The sequence below is a fragment of the Acidovorax sp. GW821-FHT10A04 genome, assembly GCF_059415825.1.
Window position 1 is genome coordinate 399,445 of the sequence record NZ_JBWKNZ010000002.1, and the last position, 24,362, is coordinate 423,806.

General features: G+C 63.3%; 23 protein-coding genes. 12 read left to right on the forward strand and 11 right to left on the reverse strand.

Annotated features, from left to right (window positions below; genetic code table 11):
* Nucleotides 1-2: 2 nt before the first annotated feature.
* Entirely contained in the window at nt 3-305 is a 303-nt protein-coding gene (locus AC07PF_RS06200) for a flagellar basal body rod protein FlgC (RefSeq protein ID WP_494611205.1), read from the forward strand.
* Nucleotides 306-374: 69 nt separating this feature from the next.
* On the opposite strand, the gene AC07PF_RS06205 is transcribed toward AC07PF_RS06200, so the two are convergent.
* The 7 genes from AC07PF_RS06205 to rpmH all read right to left on the reverse strand — a co-directional run bounded on the left by AC07PF_RS06205 (nt 375) and on the right by rpmH (nt 6,326).
* Complete coding sequence (locus tag AC07PF_RS06205) at nt 375-1,319, reverse strand: hypothetical protein (protein ID WP_007854778.1); 945 nt, start codon at nt 1,317-1,319, stop codon at nt 375-377.
* 114 nt (nt 1,320-1,433) lie between these two features.
* Nucleotides 1,434-1,925: a Crp/Fnr family transcriptional regulator gene (locus AC07PF_RS06210; protein ID WP_007854779.1), complete on the reverse strand. Its 492-nt coding sequence runs from the start codon at nt 1,923-1,925 to the stop codon at nt 1,434-1,436.
* Between the two features lie 93 nt (nt 1,926-2,018).
* Nucleotides 2,019-3,443: a tRNA uridine-5-carboxymethylaminomethyl(34) synthesis GTPase MnmE gene (mnmE, locus tag AC07PF_RS06215; RefSeq protein ID WP_494611206.1), complete on the reverse strand. Its 1,425-nt coding sequence runs from the start codon at nt 3,441-3,443 to the stop codon at nt 2,019-2,021.
* Between the two features lie 76 nt (nt 3,444-3,519).
* On the reverse strand, nt 3,520-5,238 hold the full coding sequence (gene yidC, locus AC07PF_RS06220) for a membrane protein insertase YidC (RefSeq protein WP_494611207.1): 1,719 nt from the start codon (nt 5,236-5,238) through the stop codon (nt 3,520-3,522).
* On the reverse strand, nt 5,235-5,531 hold the full coding sequence (gene yidD / locus AC07PF_RS06225) for a membrane protein insertion efficiency factor YidD (RefSeq protein WP_007854782.1): 297 nt from the start codon (nt 5,529-5,531) through the stop codon (nt 5,235-5,237). The genes yidC and yidD overlap by 4 nt, the downstream gene beginning before the upstream one ends.
* On the reverse strand, nt 5,528-6,127 hold the full coding sequence (locus AC07PF_RS06230) for a ribonuclease P protein component (protein ID WP_494611208.1): 600 nt from the start codon (nt 6,125-6,127) through the stop codon (nt 5,528-5,530). Before AC07PF_RS06230 ends, yidD begins: the two co-directional genes overlap by 4 nt.
* Before the next feature lie 64 nt (nt 6,128-6,191).
* Nucleotides 6,192-6,326 (reverse strand): 50S ribosomal protein L34, encoded by a 135-nt coding sequence (gene rpmH, locus AC07PF_RS06235; protein WP_005798102.1) that lies wholly within the window; start codon nt 6,324-6,326, stop codon nt 6,192-6,194.
* 311 nt (nt 6,327-6,637) lie between these two features.
* On the opposite strand from rpmH, the gene dnaA reads away from it, so the two are divergent.
* The 5 genes from dnaA (at nt 6,638) to AC07PF_RS06260 (ending at nt 13,210) form a co-directional block, all read left to right on the forward strand.
* A complete protein-coding gene (gene dnaA, locus AC07PF_RS06240) occupies nt 6,638-8,116 on the forward strand; it encodes a chromosomal replication initiator protein DnaA (RefSeq protein ID WP_145694080.1) in 1,479 nt (492 codons plus the stop codon).
* 173 nt (nt 8,117-8,289) lie between these two features.
* On the forward strand, nt 8,290-9,408 hold the full coding sequence (dnaN, locus tag AC07PF_RS06245; protein ID WP_007854794.1) for a DNA polymerase III subunit beta: 1,119 nt from the start codon (nt 8,290-8,292) through the stop codon (nt 9,406-9,408).
* Nucleotides 9,409-9,569: 161 nt separating this feature from the next.
* On the forward strand, nt 9,570-12,176 hold the full coding sequence (gene gyrB / locus AC07PF_RS06250) for a DNA topoisomerase (ATP-hydrolyzing) subunit B (protein WP_494603626.1): 2,607 nt from the start codon (nt 9,570-9,572) through the stop codon (nt 12,174-12,176).
* A gap of 146 nt (nt 12,177-12,322) precedes the next feature.
* Nucleotides 12,323-12,820: a DUF4124 domain-containing protein gene (locus tag AC07PF_RS06255; RefSeq protein ID WP_494611209.1), complete on the forward strand. Its 498-nt coding sequence runs from the start codon at nt 12,323-12,325 to the stop codon at nt 12,818-12,820.
* 24 nt (nt 12,821-12,844) lie between these two features.
* Nucleotides 12,845-13,210 carry a nucleotide pyrophosphohydrolase gene (locus AC07PF_RS06260; protein ID WP_494611210.1) on the forward strand — a complete coding sequence of 122 codons (366 nt, stop codon included), beginning with the start codon at nt 12,845-12,847 and terminating at the stop codon, nt 13,208-13,210.
* Nucleotides 13,211-13,376: 166 nt separating this feature from the next.
* On the opposite strand, the gene AC07PF_RS06265 is transcribed toward AC07PF_RS06260, so the two are convergent.
* Nucleotides 13,377-14,177, reverse strand: a complete 801-nt coding sequence (locus AC07PF_RS06265; RefSeq protein ID WP_494611211.1) for a hypothetical protein — start codon at nt 14,175-14,177, stop codon at nt 13,377-13,379.
* 9 nt (nt 14,178-14,186) lie between these two features.
* Nucleotides 14,187-15,368 (reverse strand): DNA cytosine methyltransferase, encoded by a 1,182-nt coding sequence (locus AC07PF_RS06270; RefSeq protein ID WP_494611212.1) that lies wholly within the window; start codon nt 15,366-15,368, stop codon nt 14,187-14,189.
* A 619-nt stretch (nt 15,369-15,987) separates the two neighbouring features.
* On the opposite strand from AC07PF_RS06270, the gene AC07PF_RS06275 reads away from it, so the two are divergent.
* The 3 genes from AC07PF_RS06275 to AC07PF_RS06285 all read left to right on the forward strand — a co-directional run bounded on the left by AC07PF_RS06275 (nt 15,988) and on the right by AC07PF_RS06285 (nt 20,442).
* Complete coding sequence (locus AC07PF_RS06275; RefSeq protein WP_494611213.1) at nt 15,988-18,414, forward strand: DNA/RNA helicase domain-containing protein; 2,427 nt, start codon at nt 15,988-15,990, stop codon at nt 18,412-18,414.
* A 100-nt stretch (nt 18,415-18,514) separates the two neighbouring features.
* Entirely contained in the window at nt 18,515-19,297 is a 783-nt protein-coding gene (locus AC07PF_RS06280; RefSeq protein ID WP_494611215.1) for a protein NO VEIN domain-containing protein, read from the forward strand.
* 32 nt (nt 19,298-19,329) lie between these two features.
* Nucleotides 19,330-20,442 (forward strand): suppressor of fused domain protein, encoded by a 1,113-nt coding sequence (locus AC07PF_RS06285; protein WP_494611216.1) that lies wholly within the window; start codon nt 19,330-19,332, stop codon nt 20,440-20,442.
* A gap of 147 nt (nt 20,443-20,589) precedes the next feature.
* Here AC07PF_RS06285 and AC07PF_RS06290 read toward each other — a convergent pair whose 3' ends face one another.
* Together AC07PF_RS06290 and AC07PF_RS06295 are read right to left on the reverse strand one after the other, a co-directional pair.
* Nucleotides 20,590-21,087, reverse strand: a complete 498-nt coding sequence (locus AC07PF_RS06290) for a hypothetical protein (RefSeq protein ID WP_494611217.1) — start codon at nt 21,085-21,087, stop codon at nt 20,590-20,592.
* A 104-nt stretch (nt 21,088-21,191) separates the two neighbouring features.
* The gene (locus AC07PF_RS06295) at nt 21,192-21,578 is read right to left on the reverse strand and encodes a cupin domain-containing protein (protein WP_494611218.1); all 387 of its coding nucleotides are present in this window, start codon (nt 21,576-21,578) and stop codon (nt 21,192-21,194) included.
* 95 nt (nt 21,579-21,673) lie between these two features.
* Here AC07PF_RS06295 and AC07PF_RS06300 point away from each other — a divergent pair, with 95 nt between their 5' ends.
* The 3 genes from AC07PF_RS06300 to AC07PF_RS06310 all read left to right on the forward strand — a co-directional run bounded on the left by AC07PF_RS06300 (nt 21,674) and on the right by AC07PF_RS06310 (nt 24,349).
* Nucleotides 21,674-22,576 carry an AraC family transcriptional regulator gene (locus AC07PF_RS06300; RefSeq protein ID WP_494611219.1) on the forward strand — a complete coding sequence of 301 codons (903 nt, stop codon included), beginning with the start codon at nt 21,674-21,676 and terminating at the stop codon, nt 22,574-22,576.
* Between the two features lie 216 nt (nt 22,577-22,792).
* Nucleotides 22,793-23,737: a DUF2846 domain-containing protein gene (locus tag AC07PF_RS06305; protein WP_494611220.1), complete on the forward strand. Its 945-nt coding sequence runs from the start codon at nt 22,793-22,795 to the stop codon at nt 23,735-23,737.
* A gap of 174 nt (nt 23,738-23,911) precedes the next feature.
* Nucleotides 23,912-24,349, forward strand: coding sequence for an OsmC family protein (locus AC07PF_RS06310; RefSeq protein ID WP_007854812.1), 438 nt, complete (start codon nt 23,912-23,914; stop codon nt 24,347-24,349).
* The last annotated feature ends 13 nt before the right edge of the window (nt 24,350-24,362 follow it).

Sequence of the window (24,362 nt, forward strand, 5' to 3'; positions counted from 1 at the left end):
CCATGGCCTCCATTTCCTCGATCGGCGCCTCTGGCATGCAGGCAGCCCAGCTGCGCCTGGATGCCTCGGCCAACAACGTGGCCAACATGAACACGCCGCGCTACAAGAGCGAGGTGGTGGAGCAGCAGGCCGCACCGGGTGGAGCCGGCGTCACCGGCTCCGTGCGCCGCAGCCAGGAAGAGGGCGTGGCACTGGAGAAGGAGGCCGTGGAGCAGATGTCGGCCACCTACGCCTTCAAGGCCAGCCTGCAGGTGGTGAAGACCCAGGACCAGATGATGGGCTCTTTGCTCGACGTGAAAGCCTGAGCACCCCAGCGGTGTGCCATGAAAAAGGCGGCCCCTGGGGCCGCCTTTGTTTTTGGCGCCCTGCGCGCTCTAGCGCAGCTCGCCGTACTGCGTACTGCTCAGGTCCGGGCCGCGCTCTTCGGCGCCGGGCATTTCCGTGTCCTCGAAGCCCGTTGCATTGGCTGGTCGGGGGCGGATGGGGCCCGAGCGCACCGGGGCACCGCCCGGGCGTGCCGGGGTGACGGGTACGGGGTTGGTGCCTGCGGCATCGGCCAGGGCGCGCTTGAAGGCCGCCACTTCGTCGGCCTCGATGGGCTCGAAACGCGGCACAGGGCGGGTGGCTTCGTAGTCCACCGGCGTGGGCGAGCGCGGTGCGGCCGTGCCCGTCAGCGGAGCCGGGGCGGTGGCCACGGGCGCGGCGGCGCGCAGCGGTGCCGGGCGCGAGATCGGGGCCGACGGCGTGGCCGTGAGCGGGGCCGGGGCCGACACCGGAGGCAACGGGCGCCGCACGGCGGCGGCAGCGGCCGGGGCCTGCGTGCCCACGGGCAGGGCGGCACCCAGCGGGGCAATGCCCTTTTGCGGAATGCCCACCGCCACATGGTCATTGATGCGCCAGTACACGGCGGTCACCAGGATGTCGTAGCGCGTCTTGGCGGTCTGGGCGATCAGCGCCTCGATCTCCGACAGGCGCACCGTCTCGCCGCCGTACTCGCGCGCCAGGTCCATCATCACCAGGAACTGGCGGCCGCGCTGGTCCAGCGACAGCACCTTGAACTTGTAGCTGGCCGAGAGCACGCCGGCGCGCACCATGGCGTCGCGCACCACGGTGTACAGCAGCTCGCGGCGCTCCATGCGCTCGTTCTTGCGGTTGGCGGCGTGCTCGGGCGGCAGCGCGTCGACCAGGGGTTTGCCCTGGCGGCCGGCAGCCAGGGGCACCGTGGCATCGGCGTTGAGCAGGCCCGAAGGCTCCGATGCCGCATTGGGCCGGGGCTTGGGCGGTACCGGTTTGCGGCTGAACCAGCTGAACAGTGACATGGCTTGCTTTCCTCGGAGTACACCTGCAGTGGGTTGTCCGATTCGAGTGTACCGCGAGCCCTGCACCCCCAACGATGCCGCCGGTACCGAAAGCGGTGCCGGCCGACAGCGGTGTCAGGTCGCCGCAACGCGCCGGCGGCGATTGCCCAGGCGCTTGGCCAGCACCGAGCCGGCCGCCATGGCCAGCCCCAGGGCAATGGCGGGCTGCCGGTTGGTCAACTCGGTGAAACGGATGGCCGTCAGGCTCCACAGCTTGCAAGGCCCGGTGGCCTGCACCGTGGCGCTGCGCGACCGGTGCGAAAAGAACGCCCCTTCGCCGAGCACGGAGCCCGGGCCCACGATGGCCAGGCGCAGGCGCTCCTTCTCGTCCTGGAAGTGCACGCTCAGGCTGCCGCTTTCCACGAAGTACAGGGTGCGGTCGCTGGTACCCTGGGTGAACAGCACATGCCCCGTGGGCAGGATGCAGGGCAGCAGGTACGAAGCGACGGTGTCCCACTGCGCAGGGGTCAGCGGGTTGGTCATGCTGTCGTCGGCGCTGGCCTGGGCGATGGCATCGATCAGGCCCTGCAGATCGGCTTTGGTGGCAGCGGGGGATAGAACGTTCATGGTTGTTCTTAAAGTAACCCTGTTACAGGTTGCGCACAAGCGCTGTTTACGTCCGTTTACAACAAAAGCGCCCAGCCAGGTGGCTCCCGCGGGCTACTTGCCGATGCAAAAGCTCGAAAAAATCACACCCAGCAGGTCATCGGACGTGAACTCCCCCGTAATGGCCCCCAGCGCGTTCTGCGCCAGGCGCAATTCTTCGGCCAGGATGTCAAGGGCCGGGGCCCGCGCCTGTAACTGCATGTGCGCTTCATCGAGGTGCGCGGCCACCGCTTGCAGCGCCTGCACATGGCGCGCACGGGCGATGTACACGCCCTCGGGCGCCGACTGCCAGCCGGCAACCTCCAGCAGCGTGCGGCGCAGGTCTTCCAGGCCCGTTCCCATGCGCGCCGACAGCTGCACCGAGCGGCCCGGGCCCTGCAGCCGGGTGGCTGCGGCCTGGTCCACGCAGTCGATCTTGTTCCAGACATCGATCACCGGCACCGACGCCGGCAGGCGCTGCGCCATGTCGGCAGCGATGGCCGCATCGCTCTCGGCATAGGCGGCCGTGTGCGCACGCGACAGGTCGTGCAAGAACAGCACCGCATCGGCCCCGGCGATCTCGTCCCAGGCGCGGGCGATGCCGATGCGCTCCACCTCGTCCTCGCTGTCGCGCAGGCCGGCGGTGTCGATCACGTGCAGCGGCACGCCCTCGATCTGGATGGTCTGCTGCACCTTGTCGCGCGTGGTGCCGGCGATCGGGGTCACGATGGCCAGCTCCGCCCCGGCCAGCGCGTTGAGCAGCGAGCTCTTGCCCGCGTTGGGCTGGCCGGCGATCACCACCTTGATGCCCTCGCGCAGCAGCGCGCCCTGCTGCGCGCGCTGGCGCACGCGCGCCAGGGTCTGCTGCAGCCGGTCGAGCTGGCCCTGGGCATCGGCCTGCTTCAGGAAGTCGATGTCCTCCTCGGGGAAGTCCAGCGTCGCCTCCACCAGCATGCGCAGGTGGATCAGCGCGTCGCGCAGCGCATGGATCTCGCTGGAGAAGGCGCCCGTGAGCGAGCGGCTCGCACTGCGCGCCGCCGCCGAGGTGGAGGCGTCGATCAGGTCGGCAATCGCCTCGGCCTGCGCCAGGTCGATCTTGTCGTTGAGGAAGGCACGCTCGGTGAACTCCCCGGGCTCGGCCACGCGCAGCCCGGACAGCACGGCGGGGCCGCCCTCGGCCTGCGCCGCAGCCGCTGCCTCCAGGCAGCGCGCCACCAGCAACTGCAAAACCACCGGGCCGCCATGGGCCTGCAGCTCGAGCACGTCCTCGCCCGTATAGGAATGCGGCGCCGGAAAGTACAGCGCCAGCCCCTGGTCGATGGCCTGGCCCTCGGCATCGCGAAACGGCAGGTAGTGCGCCTCGCGCGGGCGCAGGTCGCGCCCGCACAGGGCCTGCACCAGCGCCGCGATGCCCTTGCCGGACACGCGCACGATGCCCACGGCGCCGCGCCCCGGGGCAGTGGCAATGGCAACGATGGGGTCGGCGTGGCGGGCAAGCATGGGGGTGACTTTAGCGGTATGGATTGAAAAAGGCCGCTTGCGCGGCCTTTCGGGGGATTCAGCGATCAGGCGGTGATCACTTGAACTTGGGCAGGTTGAACTGCGGGGGCACGCCCATGCGGGTGTTGATGAGCCACTGCTGCGCGATCGACAGGATGTTGTTTGTCAGCCAGTACAGCACCAGGCCGGCCGGGAAGAAGAAGAACATCACGCTGAAGATCAGCGGCATGAACCACATCATCTTGGCCTGCAGCGGGTCTGGTGGCGCGGGGTTCAGCGCCGTCTGCAGCAGCGAGCTGACCGTCATCAACAGCGGCAGGATGAAGAACGGGTCCGGTGCCGAGAGGTCATGGATCCACAGGACCCAGGGCGCGTTGCGCATTTCCACGCTGGACAGCAGCACCCAGTACAGGGCGATGAACACCGGGATCTGGATCATGATGGGGAAGCAGCCACCCATGGGGTTGACCTTTTCCTCGCGGTAGATGCGCATCATCTCCTGCTGCATCTGCTGCGGCTTGTCCTTCAGGCGCTCGCGCATCTCCATGATCTTGGGGTTGATGGCCTTCATCTTGGCCATGCTCGCGTAGGCCTTGGCGTTGAGCCAGTAGAAGGCGATCTTGAGCAGCAGCACCAGCGCCACGATGGCCCAGCCCCAGTTGCCCAGGATCTTGTGCAGCTGGTCCAGCAGCCAGTACAGCGGCTTGGACAGGATGGTCAGCCAGCCATAGTCCTTGACCAGCTCCAGGCCGGGGCTCAGGGCTTCCAGCGTCTTCTCGACCTGGGGGCCGGCGAACAGGCGCGCGTCCACGGTCTTGCTGGCACCGGGGGCGATGGCGCCCAACTGGGTGATCATGCCCACCGAGTACAGGTTGGTGTCCACCTTGCGCATGAACAGGTTGCGCGGGATGTCGTTGCCCAGCAGCCAAGCTGTGGCGAAGTAGTGCTGCACCATGGCCACGTAGCCATTGGTGGAATCCTTCTGGATGTCGACCTTGCCGGCCTCGATGTCCTTGAACTCGACCTTCTGGTACTTCTTGGCCTCGGTGTAGACCGCAGGGCCGGTGAAGGTGGAGTAGAACGACGACTCGCCTGGCGGCTTGTTGCCGTCGCGCACCAGCTGCAGGTACAGCTCGGGCGACACAGGGGCCGTGCCGGTGTTCACCACTTCGTGCTTCACGGCGATGTCGTAGGCGCCGCGCTTCACGGTCCAGGTCTTGACCAGCTTCACGCCGCCCTGCTCGGGCGATTCGAAGCGGATGGACAGCTCGTCCTGCCCGTCCTTGAGCTCGCGCGGGCCGGCCACGGCCGTCATCAGCGTCTTGTGCGTGGGGAAGGCGCCGCCGATCAGGCCGGTCTGCGCCACGTACACGCGGTTCGCGCTCTCGTCCAGCAGCAGGAAGTTCTTGCCGCTCTTGTCGCCGATGTCGGCATGCTTGAGCAGTTCGGCATGCGTCAGCGAGCCTCCTTCGCTGTCGAAGGTGAGGCGGTAGACGTCGGTCGTCACCTGCACGCGCTCACGCGTGGCAGGCGCTGCCGTGGGAGCCGGCTGGCCAGGCACGGCCGCTGCGCCCTGGGCCGATGCGGTGGCGGGCGCCGACGCATTGGTGGTCGAAGGCACGCTCGCAGCGCCGGCCGAAGCCGAGGCGGTGCCCGCAGGCGCAGGCGCTGCCACGGGGGCTGCGGTGGGGAAAAAGGTGGCCTTGTTGCCGTTGTGCAACTGCCACTTGTCCCACAGCAGAACCATGGAAAAGCCAAAAATCACCCACAGTATGGTGCGGCGAATGTCGTTCATGAAGACTTCTTTGGTGAGGATGTTGGAGTGGTGGACGACGCAGTGAAGCGCGAAAAAAGCCGCATGCTGCGCGGCAGCTCCTGCGGGACCGGGTCATGGCCCCCGTCACACCAGGGGTGGCAGCGTACCAGCCTGCGCACCGTGAGATAACTGCCAGCCGCCGCGCCATGCTGCTCCAGCGCCTGCAGCGAATACACGGAGCAGGTCGGCTCGAAGCGGCAGGCCGAGCCCAGCCAGGGGCTCAGGAACAGGCGGTAGCCCTTGACCACCCCGATGAGCAGCGCACGCATCATGGCGCAACCGCCGACACCCGCGGCGCGCTGGGGCTTTTGTCGCTTCTGCTACCGCCCTGGCCCTTGCCGCTGCCTTTGCCCGCATCGCCACCGGCGCCCGGGGCCTGGCCCGAACGCTTGGCCGCGTAGCCGAACAGCTGCAGCAGCTCGGCCCGCACCGCCGCCTTGAGCTGGTCGGACGTGGCGCTGATGAACTGCTTGCGGTCGAACGTGCTGCGCAGGCGCACCACGTGGGCGGCCTGGGGCAGGCGCGCCTCGAACGTAGCGCCCACCGTGTAGATCTGCCGCTTGATGGTGTTGCGCGTGACCGCGCGGCGCGCCCAGCGCTTGGGCACCATGGCACCCAGCCAGACGTCGTCGGAAACACCGAACAGGGCCTGCGGCGAGGTGCCGGGCCCTGGGGAAGGTACCGTTGCAGCGGGCTGCGCGGCGGTTGCCGTGGCGGGTTCGCCGGGCGCAACGACAACGGCACCGCCAGTCGTGGCAGTGCCGTCGGCGCCCAGCACCAGGCGGTGCAGCGCAAAATGGGCGGTACGGGAAACGGTGCCCCCCGCCATGGCGGCCTGGAACTGCGGACGGGTTTTCAGCCGTTGCATGCAAGCGCCCCCGTTTGGTACCTGACGGTGCAAACCGGGGTGCAGGCCCAGGACCTTGCCGGCCTTAGACGGCCAGGCGCTTGCGGCCCTTGGCGCGGCGTGCGTTGATGACAGCGCGGCCGCCGCGGGTCTTCATGCGGACGAGGAAACCGTGGGTGCGGGCGCGGCGGGTCTTGGAGGGCTGGTAAGTACGTTTCATGGTGCTCTATTCCTTGAGGTTCAGTTCCGGACTGCTGCGCAGAAATAACGGCACGCCCGGTCAAATCGCCCTGAACACATTCAGGGAAACCCAAAATTATCGCAGGCTTGTGCCCCGCTGGCAATGCCCGCGGCAGGGAAGACCCTGTGGCGCGCTGGAATCAGGGGTTCAAAATGCCGTTTCCGACCCCCTCGCAAGGGGTGCGAGCCCATTGGAGAAACCGGCCTTTCAAATTGTGGATAACTCCTTGACAAGCTACAATGCCAGGCCCAGCACCGTTCCTCCTATCCACAAAAAGAATCACCCGATAAATGACCGAGGAACCCTCCAGCAGCTCCGCATCCAACCCCGGGGCCGACGCAGGCCAGGGCCTGTGGCAGGCCTGCCTAGAACAACTGGCGCAAGACCTGCCAGAGCAGCAGTTCAACACCTGGATCAAGCCCCTCGTGGCGCAGGTGACCGAAGACTTCTCCAAGGTCACGCTGTTCGTCGCCAACCGCTTCAAGCTCGACTGGATCCGGGCCCAGTACGCCAAGCGCATCTCGCTGCTGCTCGAAGACCTGTACGGCCAGCCCGTCACGCTGGAGTTAGCGCTCGCTCAGCGCGAAGCCGTTACCCGCACTTACGTGCGCCCCAACGCAGCGGGCACGCAGACCCCGGTTTCGCACAACGACCAGCAGGGCCAGGGGCAGGGCAGCAGCAACAACAACAGCAACTCCGGCAACGGCAACAGCGGCAGCAGCACCCCCGACGAATCGGCCGGCGCCTTCCGCAACCGCCTGAACGCCGGCCTCACCTTCGAGACCCTGGTCGAGGGCACGGCCAACCGCATGGCACGCTCGGCCGCCATGCACGTGGCGGGCATGCCCGGCCACCTGTACAACCCGCTGTTCATCTACGGCGGCGTGGGCCTGGGCAAGACCCACCTGGTGCACGCTGTGGGCAACCGCCTGCTGGCCGACAAGACCGACGCCAAAGTTCTCTACATCCACGCCGAGCAATTCGTGTCGGATGTGGTTAAGGCCTACCAGCGCCGCACCTTCGACGAGTTCAAGGAGCGCTACCACTCGCTGGACCTGCTGCTCATCGACGACGTGCAGTTCTTTGCGAACAAGGACCGCACGCAGGAAGAATTCTTCAACGCCTTCGAAGCCCTGCTGGCCAAGAAGAGCCACATCGTGATGACCAGCGACACCTACCCCAAGGGCCTGGCCAACATCCACGAGCGGCTGGTCTCGCGCTTCGACTCGGGCCTCACCGTGGCCATCGAGCCGCCCGAGCTCGAGATGCGCGTGGCCATCCTGATCAACAAGGCACGCGTCGAAGGCACCGAGATGCCCGAGGAAGTCGCCTTCTTCGTGGCCAAGAACGTGCGCTCCAACGTGCGCGAGCTCGAAGGCGCGCTGCGCAAGATCCTGGCGTACTCGCGCTTCAACCAGAAGGAAATCTCCATCCAGCTGGCCCGCGAGGCGCTGCGCGACCTGCTGTCCATCCAGAACCGCCAGATCTCGGTGGAAAACATCCAGAAGACCGTCGCCGACTACTACAAGATCAAGGTGGCGGACATGTACAGCAAGAAGCGCCCGGCCAGCATTGCCCGCCCGCGCCAGATCGCCATGTACTTGGCCAAGGAGCTCACGCAAAAGAGCCTGCCCGAGATCGGCGAACTCTTCGGCGGGCGCGACCACACCACGGTGCTGCACGCGGTGCGCAAGATTTCGGGCGAGCGCCAGCAGCTGACCGAACTGAACCAGCAGCTGCACGTGCTGGAACAGACGTTGAAGGGCTGAGCCACCATGCGTTCCCTCCTGGCCTTTGATGTAAGAACTTGTTCGGCGCCACACTGCCAAATAGAACACGTCCTTACAAGGCAAAATGGGGGGTTTAGGGGCAGCAGGGGGGCACAACCCGTGCCGCTGCCCGCACCGTTCCAAAAAAGATCCACAAGCAAGGGGTTGATGACATGATCGTCCTGAAGGCAACACAAGACAAGGTACTCGCGGTTCTGCAATCGGTGGCTGGCATCGTGGAGCGCCGCCACACCTTGCCCATCCTGGCCAACGTACTGATCCGCAAGACCGGCAACGCGCTGCAGCTGACGACCAGCGACCTCGAGATCCAGATCCGCACCACCGCCGAGCTCGGTGGCGACACGGGCGACTTCACCACCACCGTGGGTGCGCGCAAGCTCATCGACATCCTGCGCACCATGCCCAGCGACCAGACGGTGAGCCTCGAATCGGCCCAGTCCAAGCTGATCTTGAAGGGCGGCAAGAGCCGCTTCACCCTGCAAAGCCTGCCGGCCGAGGACTTCCCGCTGGTGCAGGAGTCGGCCGCCTTCGGCCCCGTGTTCGCCGTGCCGCAAAAAACCCTCAAGGACCTGCTGGGCCAGGTGTCGTTTGCCATGGCAGTGCAGGACATCCGCTACTACCTCAACGGCATTTTGTTCGTGGCCGAGGGCAAACAGCTGAGCCTGGTGGCCACCGACGGCCACCGCCTGGCCTTTGCCAGCGCCACGCTCGATGTGGAAGTGCCCAAGCAGGAAGTCATCCTGCCGCGCAAGACCGTGATCGAGCTGCAGCGCCTGCTGTCCGACGCCGGCGGCGAGAACCAGCCCCACATCGAGATGCAGTTCGCCAACAACCAGGCCAAGTTCACCTTTGGCGGCATGGAGTTCGTGACCAAGCTGGTCGAGGGCAAGTTCCCCGACTACAACCGCGTCATCCCCAAGAACCACAAGAACAGCATCACCCTGGGCCGTGCCCCACTGCTGGCCAGCCTGCAGCGCACCGCCATCATGACCAGCGACAAGTTCAAGGGCGTGCGCCTGAACCTGGAGCCCGGCACCCTGCGCGTGGCGTCCAACAACGCCGAGCAGGAAGAGGCCGTGGACGAGCTCGACATCGACTACGGTGGCGACACCATCGAGATCGGCTTCAACGTGACCTACCTCATCGACGCCCTGGCCAACATGGGCCAGGACATGGTGAAGGTGGAGCTCTCGGACGGCAACAGCTCCGCGCTCTTGACCATCCCCGACAACGAAAGCTTCAAGTACGTGGTGATGCCGATGCGCATCTAGCCCTGCGCCGTGCCCTTGTCGCCTTGCGCGCCGGGCACCCCGCACGAGCTATTGATTTGATAGCTGCTCGCCCCCATATGATGGGGACCAGAGCCCTATTTGAACCTTATTGACAGACACATCGGAGGCCCCCCGGGCCTCCACGGATCCCAAGGCCCACCATGACCGCTGACAACAACCTGCCCGAGCCAGAACCCACCGGCACTGGTGAGCCCGTTCCGCACAAGATCGACACCAACCAGGCCGGCGCCAGCGAAAGCTACGGCGAAGGCTCCATCACCATCCTCGAAGGCCTGGAGGCCGTGCGCAAGCGCCCCGGCATGTACATCGGCGATACGTCCGACGGCACCGGCCTGCACCACCTGGTGTTCGAGGTGGTCGACAACTCCATCGACGAGGCCCTGGCCGGCCACTGCGACGACATCGTCGTCACCATCCACTCCGACAACTCCATCAGCGTCACCGACAACGGCCGCGGCATCCCCACCGGGGTGAAGATGGACGACAAGCACGAGCCCAAGCGCAGCGCCGCCGAAATCGCGCTGACCGAGTTGCACGCCGGCGGCAAGTTCAACCAGAACAGCTACAAGGTATCGGGCGGCCTGCACGGCGTGGGCGTGAGCTGCGTGAACGCCCTCTCCAAATGGCTGCGCCTGACTGTGCGCCGCGAAGGCAAGGTGCACCAGATCGAGTTTGCGCGCGGCTTTGTGCAAGACCGTTTGCTCGACACCGTGGACGGTTTCGAAGTAAGCCCCATGAAGGTGACCGGCGAGACCGAAAAGCGCGGCACTGAAGTGCACTTCTTGCCCGACACCGAGATCTTCAAAGAGAACAACGACTACCACTACGAGATCCTGGCCAAGCGCCTGCGCGAGCTGTCCTTTTTGAACAACGGCGTGCGCATTCGCCTCAAGGACGAGCGCAGCGGCAAGGAAGACGACTTCTCGGGCGCCGGCGGCGTGCGCGGTTTTGTCGAGTTCATCAACAAGGGCAAGACGGTACTGCACCCCAACTCGTTCTACGCCGCAGGCGAACGCCCGGCAGAGACGTACGGCGGCATCCCCGGCACGCACATCGGCGTGGAAGTGGCCATGCAGTGGAACAGCGCCTACAGCGAGCAGGTGCTGTGCTTCACCAACAACATCCCCCAGCGGGACGGCGGCACCCACCTGACCGGCCTGCGTGCCGCGATGACCCGCGTCATCAACAAGTACATCGAAGAAAACGAGTTTGCCAAGAAGGCCAAGGTCGAAGTCACCGGCGACGACATGCGCGAAGGCCTGTGCTGCGTGCTGAGCGTGAAGGTGCCCGAGCCCAAGTTCAGCAGCCAGACCAAGGACAAGCTGGTATCGAGCGAAGTGCGCGCCCCCGTGGAAGACATCGTGGGCAAGCTGCTCACCGACTACCTGCAGGAGCGCCCGGCCGACGCCAAGATCATCTGCGGCAAGATCGTGGAGGCCGCCCGCGCCCGCGAAGCCGCCCGCAAGGCCCGCGAAATGACCCGCCGCAAGGGCGTGCTCGACGGCATGGGCCTGCCCGGCAAGCTGGCAGACTGCCAGGAAAAAGACCCCGCCCTGTGCGAAATCTACATCGTCGAGGGTGACTCCGCCGGTGGATCTGCCAAGCAGGGCCGCGACCGCAAGTTCCAGGCCATCTTGCCGCTGCGCGGCAAGATCCTGAACGTGGAAAAGGCCCGCTACGAAAAGCTGCTGACCAGCAACGAGATTTTGACGCTGATCACCGCCCTGGGCACCGGCATCGGCAAGGCCGGCGGCACCACCGGTGGCGATGACTTCGACGTGGCCAAGCTACGCTACCACCGCATCATCATCATGACCGACGCCGACGTTGACGGCGCCCACATCCGCACCCTGCTGCTCACCTTCTTCTACCGCCAGATGCCCGAGCTGGTCGAGCGCGGCCACATCTACATTGCCCAGCCACCGCTGTACAAGGTGAAGGCCGGCAAGGAAGAGCTGTACCTGAAGGACGCGCCCGCGCTCGACGGCTTTCTGCTGCGCATTGCGCTGAACCACGCCAGCGTGAGCACCGGCGGCGCCAACCCACAGGTGCTGACCGGCGAGACCCTGGGCGAACTGGCGCGCAAGCACCAGGTGGCCGAAAGCGTGATTGCCCGCCTCAGCAACTTCATGGACGCCGAAGCCCTGCGCGCCGTGGCCGACGGTGTGAGCCTGAAGCTCGACACCGTGGCCGAGGCCGAAACCAGCGCCGTGGCCCTGCAGGCCAAGCTGCGCGAGCTGAACACCACCGGCGCCCCCGCCGAAGTGGCCGGCGAGTTCGACGCCCGCACCGACAAGCCCCTGCTGCGCATCAGTCGCCGCCACCACGGCAACATCAAGAGCAGCGTGATCACCCAAGACTTTGTGCACGGCGCCGACTACCAGGCCCTGGCCGAGGCCGCCGAAACCTTCCGCGGCCTGCTGGGCGAGGGCGCCAAGGCCCTGCGCGGCGAAGGCGAAAAGCAGAAGGAAGAAAAGGTCGGCGACTTCCGCCAGGCCATGAAGTGGCTCATCAGCGAAGCCGAACGCAGCACCAGTCGCCAGCGCTACAAGGGCCTGGGCGAGATGAACCCCGAGCAGCTGTGGGAAACCACCATGGACCCCAACGTGCGCCGCCTGCTGCGCGTGCAGATCGACGACGCCATCGAGGCCGACCGCGTGTTCACCATGCTCATGGGCGACGAGGTGGAGCCGCGCCGCGACTTCATCGAGACCAACGCGCTGCGCGCGGGGAATATCGACGTTTGATGCTTGGCTGGTTGGATATCCGACCAGCACCCATCCATCAAGCACCGCTTGAACCGAAGACGCCCGGCCCATGCCGGGCGTTGTCCTTTCTGGTGCTGTAATAGGCCCGTCTCGACCCTGACCTCCATCATTCGACTCGCCACGCCATGCCCAAGCCACTCACCACCATCGCTGCCGCTGTCGCCGCACTGGCACTGACCGCCGCCGCCGCATCGCCCGCCTGGGCGCAAACGTACAAATGCACCCAGCCTGATGGCAAGACCGCCTTCCAGGACCAGCCCTGCCACATGAGCGGCGGCACCGGGGGCAGCGTCAACATCAAGGTCACCCCGCCCTCCAGCGACCCCCTTCCGCCCAGTGCCCCGCCAGCGCGGCAGCGCTCGCCCTACGCAGGCAGCACCGGAGCCGGCACGGGAAGTACGCAAACCGCCGACGCCCAGGCCGCCCAACAGGCGCGCCAGCAGGCCGAGGCGTACAACCGCTCATCCCGCTGCAACTCCGCGCGCCGCAACCTGGGCACCCTCAAGACAGCGCGCCCCGTGTTCCAGTACGACAACAAGGGCGACAAGCAGTACCTGGACGACAGCAGGCGCCAATCGGAAATGGCCGCAGCACAGCGCGACGTGGCAGAGAACTGCCGCTGACGCGGAGAAAGACGATCACCCGGCATGCCCCAATCCCAAGACCCCGCATCGCTCCAGCAACTGGCCCTGCGCCTGCAAGACTTTGCGCAGCAGCGCGACTGGGGCCAGTTCCATTCGCCCAAGAACCTGGCATCGGCTCTGATCGTGGAGGCCGGCGAACTGCTGGAGCACTTTCAGTGGCTGACCGAGGAGCAGAGCCGCGATCTCTCAGCGGACAAGAAGCAGGCCGTTGCGCATGAGATGGCGGATGTGCTGCTGTACCTGGTGCAGATGGCCACTGTGCTGGATGTGGATCTGATCGAGGCTGCGAATGCCAAGGTGGGGATCAATGGGCAGAAATACCCTGCGGATCAGGCGCGGGGGAGCAGTCGCAAGTCCACCAAGCAGTAGTCATTGCAAAGAGCGCCAACGCAATGCCCACTGCGGTCCGACGCCTCCCGATAGGCTACCACCTGAATAATGTGCCAGCGAACCACTGAAAACGAAATGGCACTTGAAAACGCCGGCATGTTAGCGTTTCGCCAATCATATCGGCGGCGACCGTCGTGCTGTAAAATTATGGACTTAGCAACTGCTGGATGATAGCAGTGAACTCTCTGCGAATTTTCGTGGTATTGCGTTCGAAGAAATTAGCCAGATCGTAACCTATCACATCGCGAAAGAAAGCGAATGTGCTGAGATCTCCTTCTCGCGTTCCAAGCAATACGAGTAGCGTTGCGTCTCGATAACGTCGACAAACCGTATCGCTAGCTTGGGTAGAAACAATGCATATAACCGGTAGTAAATTCACATCATTATATGCTCTCAGCCCAAAACGTAAATCAGCCCCTTGTCGTTTTGAATCTGCACTTTTATAACCTTGTCGAATTTCGAATGCAGCCCCGGTCAAGGATGCTGCACGCGCTGCCGGAAGACCAAGGCCTATCGCAGATTTATTTATCCAACTTTGGACAATTCTCCTTCTAGGCAGATCCTGAATATCAGCTAGCTCTATCTTGGCGTCAAGGGTATGAACTGCCATTTGCCCATTACCTTTGTCGTACATGTACGACCAAGCAATCTGCTCATTTGAAATTCCAAGATTATCCTGAATGACCTTTCGGAGCAATCTTTCGCAGCCAATTCCAAGCTGCCGATAGATGGACGTCATACCACCTGCAGCTTTATGCGCAGCATACATTAGATTGGAATCCAATCCAATCCAGTGATAGAGAGGGTCACCACCATACAAAGCCTGAAACTGTGGCAAATCTATGCCGTCGTTTCCAGCCTGACCAAAGGCTGGTTTGTAGTTGGTACACTCAGCAAGGGGGGTCAGTATAATACTAATGTACTCAGCATCTTTTCCCATTGGCATTCGATTTCCTTAAGAGAAAAGTGCAAGCTGTGTTTTTTTAACAGAGGGCAACCGACGGCGCTTACCTAGATCTTGCATCCGCTCCTCGATAGAGCGATTATTCCACTGAATAAACTCGCCTCGATCAATCTGCGAAATATATTCCGCAACAACTCTTGCGACATGATGAGCTAACGTTGGAGGCACAGCATTGCCAATTTGTGTCATATTTGTCATGGCAGCAAACGGAAATACAAATTCATCAGGAAAAGACTGAAGGCGAGCGCATTCACGAACAGTTAGCCGCCTCTCCAATTCATAGTGAAATTGAATGCGGGCTTTGGCATTGGCTCGGATACAATAGGCTAACTGTCCCGCTTGATTTGCATGATCCCCTTGCCCCCCACCCGCAGTAGCCTTTGTCGCCATAAAATACTGACTTTGATTTGTAATTTTTTCATCCGTTATTGAGACCAAATCACCAATCGCATCTTCAATTGGACGATAATGATTCACATTGACAGGAATCGGTGGTTTTGGAGGCCCTCCAAGTTCTTTTCGAACGCCCACCATAAATAAACGCCTTCGACTTTGGGAAAGACCGTAATCTGGCGCAAACAAATTCCATACTTCAAAATTATAGCCCTCAGCCTCAAAATCATTCAGGATAGCCTTAAGATATTCTCCGCCGTTTAGGCTCGCAAGATGGGGTACATTTTCCCCAACAACTATATCAGGCTTATGGTCGCGCATGTAATCTACCAAGGCCAGATACAGCTGCCCCCGCTTACCAGCAAAACCAAGCTTGGGGCCGGAAGATGAAAAATCTTGACATGGAAAACCTCCAATTAGCACTCGTGCTTTTGGAAGGTCTACGGCGTTAATTTTCGTAAGATCCCCAACGCTAGCGTGCTCACCAATGTTCAATTTATATGTTTCAATGGATTTTTCATCAAAATCTATCGCATTCACTATATTAAATGGCAAAGGCGAATACTCCTTCCCCAGATATGAAAATCCGCCCAAAAAACCTAAATCCAGCCCTCCACAACCACAAAACATAGACATCACATTTGAACCACCAACATGCATTTTACCTCGCATGTTCGAGTGACTAATTTTCAAATTTGAAGGATTGTCTTTCAAACCGAACTCAAACTCGGGCTTGCTTCTTAGTGCTTTTCGCTTTGGTAGACCAGATTTTGGACGCATTTGGATGTTTCCCTGATAGATGCCGCCATTTTAATGACTTCTGAGAAGCCCCTCAAACACTCTTGATCAATCTGCAAAAACGGCACAAAGTTCATGCAGAATTTTCAGAAGTAAATCGGACGCATCCAGCGCAACTCTGCCCAAGTCACATCCCACCAGTTCAGCTCGACAAAAGCAAACGAAGAAGCCTCTTCGGCCTATCACAGCAAAAACCCCGCCATCGGGCGACTGTCTTCCTTGCGCAACAGCACAACTGTGCCAGTTCCATTCGCCCAAGAATCTAGCATCGGCCCTCATTTGGCGAACGGCTGGACCACTTTCAATGGCTGACCGTAGAGCGAAGCCCCGACCTGCCGAGGGACGAGAAGCGGGCCTTTGCGCATGAGATGACCGACGTGCTGCTGTGGCCATGGCGCTGGATGTGGATTTGATCGAGGCTGCGAATGCGAAGGTAGAGATCAATGAGCAGAAGTACCCCGCTGAACAAGCGCGGGGCGGCAGTCGCAAGTACGACGAGTTGTAGCCATCAACCTTATGTGCACCACAATACTTCTGCCAATGGTGTCTGCAGCAATGCGACCGGGGCTAGCGGTTCAAAGTACAGGGGAGTGCATCGCGGGTGATCATCTACCAAGCCAACAAGCGGAAGTTTCTGCAGCACGCATTTGCGGACAGCATCGAAGACGTTGTCTCCAAGCACTACAAGCACGCTACCGGCCAGAACGTTGGCCCCGCCGAGCTGCGGTCTTGGACCAATTCGCTGTCGCACATGGCGAAGGTGCTTTACGACGACGAGATTCCCGACGATGCAGGCGTGGCCATCGAGTACCAGGTGCCGCAAACGGCCAAGCGCATCGATTTCCTGATCACGGGCTTGGACGAGCAGCGCCAACCCAAGGTGGTCATCGTCGAACTCAAGCAATGGTCCGAAGCGCGCGTGAGTGAGAAAGACGGGATCATTTGGGCGCGGCGAGGAGGGCGGGCCGGCGAAAGCGAAGGCGCGCATCCCTCGTACCAGGCCTGGTCCTACGCGGCACTGCTCAACGACTTCAATACCGCCGTACTAGATGATGGGATGGTGCTGCAACCGTGCGCCTACCTGCACAACTATCCAGAGCGCGATGGGGTGATCGACCACCCGAGCTACACACCCCACATCGGCAAGGCGCCCCTATTTCTCAAGCCCGAGCGAGATCGGCTGCAGGCCTTCATTCGCCAGCATGTGCGGCATGGGGACAGCAAAAACCTGCTGTACCGCATCGAGCATGGCCGCATCCAGCCATCGAAGATGCTGGCAGATGCCGTGGTCGGCCTGCTGCAAGGTAAAAGCGAATTCGTGCTAATCGACGACCAGAAGCTGGTCTATGAAAGCGCGCTGGAGGCAGAGGCCAAGGCGGTCAACGGACCGAAGCAGGTGGTCATCGTGCAAGGCGGCCCCGGCACCGGCAAATCGGTGGTGGCCATCAATCTGCTGGCGGCGCTGATCGGCAAGGGACGGAATGCCCGCTATGTATCGAAGAACGCCGCGCCACGCGCAGTGTTCGAAGCGAAGCTCACGGGTACGTTCAAGAAGACCCGCATCAGCAACCTGTTCAGCGGCTCTGGCGGATTCACCGATCCTGCGACGGATAGTTTCGATGCGCTGCTCGTGGACGAAGCGCACCGGCTCAACGAGAAGTCTGGCCTGTACGGCAACCTGGGTGAAAACCAAGTCAAGGAGATCATCACCTCGGCACGGTGCAGTGTGTTCTTTGTGGATGACGATCAACGCGTCACCATCTCGGACATCGGGCACACCGGCGAGTTGCGCAAGTGGGCCGCCGCGCTAGACGCGCAGGTGACCGAATTGAACTTGGCATCGCAGTTTCGATGCAGCGGATCGGACGGCTACATGGCGTGGCTGGACGACACCCTTGCCATTCGCTCCACAGCCAATCAGACCCTCGACACCACAGAGTACGACTTCCGTGTGGTCGACAGCCCGACCGAGTTGCACGAGCTGATCCACAAAAAGAACCAAGCTGCCAATAAGGCCCGGGTGGTGGCGGGTTACTGCTGGGGCTGGCCTAGCAAGACCGATCCGCAGGCATATGACATCGATATCCCTGAGTACGGGTATCAGCGCCGCTGGAATCTCAGTCAAGACGGTAGCCTCTGGATTGTGACGCCCGGCTCCGTGGAACAGGTGGGCTGCATCCACACCTGTCAGGGGCTGGAGCTGGACTATGTTGGCGTGATCATCGGTCCGGACCTTGTGTACAAGGATGGTCAGATACAGCCAAATGCCGACGGGCGTGCCCGGTCTGACAAATCCATCAAGGGTTTGAAAACCCTGATGAAGAAGGACCCTGTCGCTGCCCGAGAGATGGCGGACCGCATCATCAAGAACACATACCGCACACTGATGACGCGCGGAATGCGCGGGTGTTTTGTGTACTGCACAGACCGCCCTCTGGCGGAGTACCTGCGTTCGCGCTTGCGTGGCGTCATCACGGAGCAACTTGTTGAACATGTTGACAGGGCAGTGGCTGCGAAAGCACCAGCAAGCAACGTCATCCCACTGCTTGTGGTGACCGCTGCCGAACGGGCCGCAGGAAAGAATGCAGCTCCGCTGATCGACCTGCGATTTGCGGCCGGCTCATTCTCTGAATCGCAGTCGCTCGAACAAGGTGCGCAAGACTGGATCGAGCTACCGGACTGGATTCCCTACCAGCCCGGCTTTTTTGTAGCCCAAGTGGTGGGCGAGTCCATGAACAAGCGGATACCCAACGGCTCTTGGTGCCTCTTCCGCGCAGCACCAGGGGGTACTCGCAACGGCAAGATTGTGGTGGTTCAGCACCGCAGCATCGATGATCCCGAAACCGGCGGCAGCTACACCATCAAACGATATTCAAGTGAGAAGGTTATGGCAGCGGATGGGACGTGGCGCCATACGCGCATAGAGCTGTGGCCAGAGACGGACAGCCCCGGATTTGAAACGATCGTGCTGGAGGTTGGCGAGGACGAGGAGTTCGCTGTGGTCGCAGAAATGTTGACGGTGCTCTAATAGCGCGGCACCCCACTATCAGGGGGCCCAATGTGAGAAGGAGGTGGGGATGGATTGGTCGAGGGAAGAAGTTGAGGCCATCGTCGCAGACTACCTCCACATGCTGACGTTGGAGCTTGCCGGCCAAAGCTACAGCAAGACAGCGCACCGCCGCGCACTGCAGTCCAAACTCAATGGCCGCTCAGATGGATCAATAGAGTTCAAGCACGGCAACATCAGTGCAGCCATGCTTGCGCTGGGGTTCCCATACATTCGGGGCTATCAATCACGGTCGAATTTTCAAGCGCTCTTGCTTACCGTGCTGGAAGCGCAAGTAGGCGCGAGACCAGCGCTTGACCAAGCGGCGATGGTTGCGGTTCAACAGCCTGCCATCGCTCCTTTGCAATCAGATTTCTCACAGGTGAAAGCGCAGGCACCGATCAGACAACACCGGGCCGCCGAGGCGCAAACACTTCTCAGTTTCGCGGGAGTCAAAAGAGACTATCTGGAGCGGGAAGCACGGAACCAATCGCTCGGATTGGCGGGGGAAGAGTTCGTCCTCCAGTATGAACACTGGCGACTCAACCAGTTGGGCCAACCAAAACTCGCAGACCGTGTGGAACACGTCTCTCGCACCAAAGGTGATGGGCTAGGGTTTGATGTGCTGTCGTATGAAACGGACGGTCGCGAGCGATTCGTGGAAGTGAAGACCACGACGTTTGGTAAAGACACGCCGTTCTTTGTGTCGAGGGGGGAGCTCACGCTCTCAAGCAAAGCCAAAGACCAATTCCACCTGTATCGCCTATTTGAGTTCAGGAAGACTCCCCGCTTGTTTGCTTTGGTGGGAGCGCTTGAACAACACTGTTCATTGGACCCGGTCACCTATCGCGCAAGCTTCAACTGAAACCAGCTCTCGTCCCCGTGCATTTCACAGACATGAACTCAACCACCATCGACGATACCGACGATGCCTCCCCCGGCTGGGACGCCATCTCCGACCGGCTGGGCCAGCTCTACCCTGGCCAGCAGCCCAAGCACTACGGCACGATCATCAATTACATGCTGGGCGGGCCGGACCCGCTGGACGGCATCAGCGCGTGGCGACGCACCGACCCGATGCCGCACTGGCACTTTGTGACCTATGGGTTCAGCGAGTTGTACGCCAAGGAGTCCGATGACCCGGAGGTGAGCGGCTATGGGTTCGAGCTGACCTTCAGGCTGGCCATAGCGCCCGACACTGCGGCCGATGCCGAGCCCCCGGTATGGGCGATTAACTTTCTGCAGAACCTGGCGCGCTATGTGTTCCAGAGCGGCAATCGGTTCAAGGACGGCGATTGGATGACCGCCAACGGCCCCATTGCGCTGGGCCAGGCCACGCAGATCTGCTCCATGGGCTTTGCCACCGACCCGGAGCTGGCCGAGCTGCTGGCCACGCCCCATGGGTCCGTGGCATTTTTACAGGTGGTGGGCCTGACGCTGGACGAGGAGCGCGCGGCCAAGCAGTGGCGCACGCGCCATTTGCTCGATGCGCTGCTGCCGCACATGCCGCTGTGGATCACGGACCTGGGCCGCGCCTCGCTGCTGGCCCACCCGGCCGTGAAGCAGCAGGTGGACGAGGGCTTGCAGCGGGATGGCTCGGCCAGCGGCTTCTTGTTCACCGATGTGCTGGGCCTGCAGCAGACCAAACGCCTGCTGCGCAAGCCGCTGACGCAGGTGACCCTGGGTGCCCGCCAGGTGGACGAACTGGTGGCCCTGCTGCCGCTGCGCCTGCCGTTTGGCCGCCCGCTGCGGGTGGCGGGGCATGAATGGCAGATGCTGCTGGAGCCTGCTGCTGCAGGCGTCGATGGCGGCAATGCGGTGGAGTGGCAGGGCGAGGGCGATAACGCCGTGGTGCTGCGCCTGACCGATGCCACGGTGCAGCAACTGGCGCAGACGCTGCAGCCGCGCCAGGGCAGCTATGTGCTGCCGCTGATGCCGCAGGTGGAGTGGGTGGTGGAGAAAACGACGATCAAGGATTCGACCGGCAAGGTGGTTGAGGTGATCGGCTGATCAGTTGCAGCTAGGCGCGGCTCCGAGCCGCGCTCATGGGCGTTTGCATTCGACCGCAAGACCAGTCAGGAAGCCGCAGACAGTGCCGTAGCACCGCGCGGCGCCCGAACGACGTCAGGCGGTTGAAGGCAAGCAAGGCCGTGCTGATCACTCTTGCTTGGTCTGCTTCCAGATGCGGTCCGCGCGCTCCCAAGCGGCCTTGGCTGCGGGTTCGGCGTCCTGCCAGCTCAGACGGCTGGTCGCACGGTCCAACTCCCAGCGCGTCTGCAAATGGCCGCGCGCCTCGTCCCAGTCGCTGCGCCCGTCGATCACGCTCTGGTAGCCGTGGCGGTAGGCGGGCGCATAGTCTTCGTAGTTGTACGCGTCGGAGTAGTAGGGCTGGCGGCCATGGGCGTCGCGCCAGTAGGCGTCTTCGGCCGTGGGGTTGACGGCTTCTGCCGCACCCTTGCCGGCCAGGCCGCCCACGACGGCGCCGACCACGGCACCCACTGCGGTGCCGATGGGGCCGCCCAGCGAGCCAGCAGCCGCGCCGGTAACCGCACCGCCCGCAGCGCCGATGCCGGTGCCGACGGGGTGGGCGCCGGGTGCGCCGGTGATGGGATCGGGGTTGAGGTCGTGGTTGATGGTGGTGTTGTCTCGGGCCATGGTGTGCTCCTTGTCGTGTTGGGGGTGGAACTCCATGGTCCATGGGCCTGCGCCGGCATGGCGTAGGCAAACGGCCCAATGCCGTGCCAGAGGGAAGGGCCTGCCTACAGCACCCTGCGCGGCGCAGCCGTGGCCGCATCGCCGCTGTTGGGCGTGCCGGTCGATTCGATGAGCAAAATATGCGCTTCGGCGCTGGCGCGCGGCCGGTGCTCCACCCCCTTGGGCACCACGTAGAGCTGGCCGGGGTGCAGGGTGACCATGGCGCCGCCGGGCAGGTCGATCTCCACGGTGCCTTGCAGCACGAGAAAGAAGTCGTCGGTGTCAGGGTGGCTGTGCCACTGGTACTCGCCCTCGATCTTGGCGACCATGATGTCGTGGCCGTTGAACTCGGCCAAGGTGCGCGGGGCCCAGTGCTCGGTGAACTGGGTGAGCTTGTGGGCCAGGTCGATGGCTGGGACGGGGGTGGGGATGCTGCTGGTGGTGTCAGGCATGGGATGGCTTTGGTTGTTGGCATTACCGCGTGGATGAGCGGGTTGGTGCCTGCAGTGTCGCCACCAGGCGCAGGGCGGTCTTGTACATTTGTTGCATGCACGCCGGGGACCCAAGCTCCTCCTCCTCCTCTTCGTCTCCCTCATCGCCCAGCCAGCGCGACTGGGCCGAGTTGCGGCCGCTGGCCTCGGGCGGGGTCACGCTGCTCAACGCGCATTTCACGCAGCACCGGTTCGAGCGGCACAGCCACGAAACGTATTCGATAGGCGTCACGCGCTCGGGCGTGCAGACCTTCGCCTGCCGGGGTGCGCGCCACGCCAGCCTGGCGGGCGATGTGATCCTGTTCAACCCCGATGAGCCGCACGACGGCAGCCGGGGCACGGAGGCGGGGTTTGGCTACTCCATGCTGTATGTGGATGCCGCGCTGGTGCATGCGTGGATGGGCGACCGCGATGCTGCGGGTGACAGCCGCAGCCACGGCATGGCCACCCGCTACTTCAAGGCGCCGCTGGTGCACGACCCGCAGGGCGCGCTGCTGCTGCAACAGGCCGTGGCAGCGGTGGCCGAGCGGCAGGAGTCATTGCACGGCGAGGAGCGCACGGCCGCGGCCATGGTGGCGCTGCTGGGCCGGCATGGCGAGCTGCGGCGGCCCTGGGCGACGGCCGGCCTGGACGCAGGCCGCCAGCGCATGGCCCTGGTGCGCGAGTACCTGGATGCGCACTTTGCCGACGATGTGACGGTGCAGGACCTGGCCACGCAGGCGGGGCTGTCGCGCGCGCACCTGACGCGCGCCTTCACCGCCACCTATGGCATGGCCCCGCACGCCTACCTGAACATGGTGCGCATTCGCCAGGTGCAGGCCGCCCTGCGGCAGGGCGGCGCGGTGGCCGATGTGGCGGCGGCCTGCGGCTTTGCCGACCAAAGCCACCTGACGCGGCGCTTCAAGGGCCAGGTGGGCATGGCGCCGGGGCGGTGGCTGGCGCAAATTGGCCCTGCCTGAAGAGCCCCGTCAATCGCCTAGAGGGGGGATGTTGTGCCCGCCGCACAGTCCATAGGCACACGCGCCTAAGTTGCTGCACCCCGCTGTAAGCAGTTGCAACCCGATGCTAGAGTGCGCGGGCGGGTATGCCCGCCTGCGTGGGGAGCGCAGTACCACCCAACAAAGAGTCCAACATCCATCATGCGTTTCCTGACGAGATATTTCCGTGCGCTTGCCTTGTTCATTGCCGCGCTGGCCCTGGTGGGCTGCGCGCAGGTGCCAAGGGCCTCCGTGGACCAAGAGGCCAAGGCCAAGCAGTTCGCACCCCAGGCCGAATCGGCCTCTCTGTACATCTTCCGCGACGAGCTGTTCGGCGGTGCGATCTCCATGCCGGTGAACGTCAACAACCAGAACCTGGGCTACACGGGGCCCAAGAGCTTCTTCTACCTGAACGTGGCACCGGGCCGGTACACCATCGAGTCGATGGCCGAGAACCAGGCCTCCATCAGCATCGACGTGCAGGCGGCCAAGAACTACTTTGTGTGGCAAGAGGTGAAGATGGGCCTGTTCCAGGCGCGCAGCAACCTCACCCAGACCGACGAGGCCCGGGGCCGCCAGGGGGTGCTGGCCTCCAAGATGATTGCGGCGAAGCCAGGCCTGGCCTTCGCACCGGCGGGCGGCGTGGCGACGGCCGTTGTACCAACCCCGACACCGGTGTCGACGCCGGTGCCGGCACTTGCATCCGCCCCGGCACCGGGTACCGCGCCCGCCCCCGGGTCTGCGCCAGCGCCGGCAGGCGCCACGGTGACGATGCCGTTCATGCCCGACTCCAAGCCGGTGGCCCGCGCCGCAGCGCCCGCAGCAGCAGCGCCTGGGCCAAGGCCTGCTTCACCCACGGCCACCGCCGCGATGTCGATGCCTTTCGCGTCCGACGCCAGGCCAGTGCGCCGCGTTGCCGAGCCAGCAGCAGCCCCCCCAGCGCAAAGCGTGCCCGCCCCCGCCACCGTGGCCGTGGTGAGCCCTGCCCAGCCCACGCCTGCAGCAACGGCTGCCGCCGCAGCGCCCGCATCTGCCAGCAAGAAGGAATCGCGCCTGCAGTGGCTCAAGCAGATGCGCGACGCCAACCTGATCACCTCGGGTGAGTACGAAACCAAGCGCCAGCAGGTGCTGAGCGCGCCTTGATCGGGCTGGGCAGATCCGCCACCCACATCCTCAAAGGGCCCGCAAGGGCCTTTTCTCATTGCGCGCTGGTGAGTACCTGTAGGACATTGCGCACCCGCTTTGCCCGCCGCATCCGACCGGCCGATCGACCGGGGCATGGTTCGATAGACCCTTTGCATTTACAGGAGCCGAACCATGTCTGAAAAGAAAGCCAGTGTTCATTGGGAAGGTGCCGGCAAAACCGGCCAGGGCCAGGTGAGCACCGAGACCGGTGCGCTCGACAAGCACCCCTATGGCTTTGGCAGCCGCTTTGGCGATGACCGCAAGGGCACCAACCCCGAGGAGATCGTGGGTGCGGCGCATGCCTCGTGCTTCACCATGGCGTTTGCCTTTGCGGCCGAAAAGGCGGGCATCGCCACCGAGGTGATCGACACCACGGCGGCAGTGCGGCTGACCAAGGAGGGCGATGGCTTCGTTATCGACCGCATCGCGCTCACGCTCAAGGCCAAGGCGCCAGGGCTGGACGATGCGGCCTTCCAGAAGCTGGCGGCCGATGCCAAGGCCAACTGCCCGCTGTCGAAGGCGCTGGCCGCGGTGCCGGAGATCACGCTGACGGCCACGCTGGTGCAGTGACCGACCGGCGCGG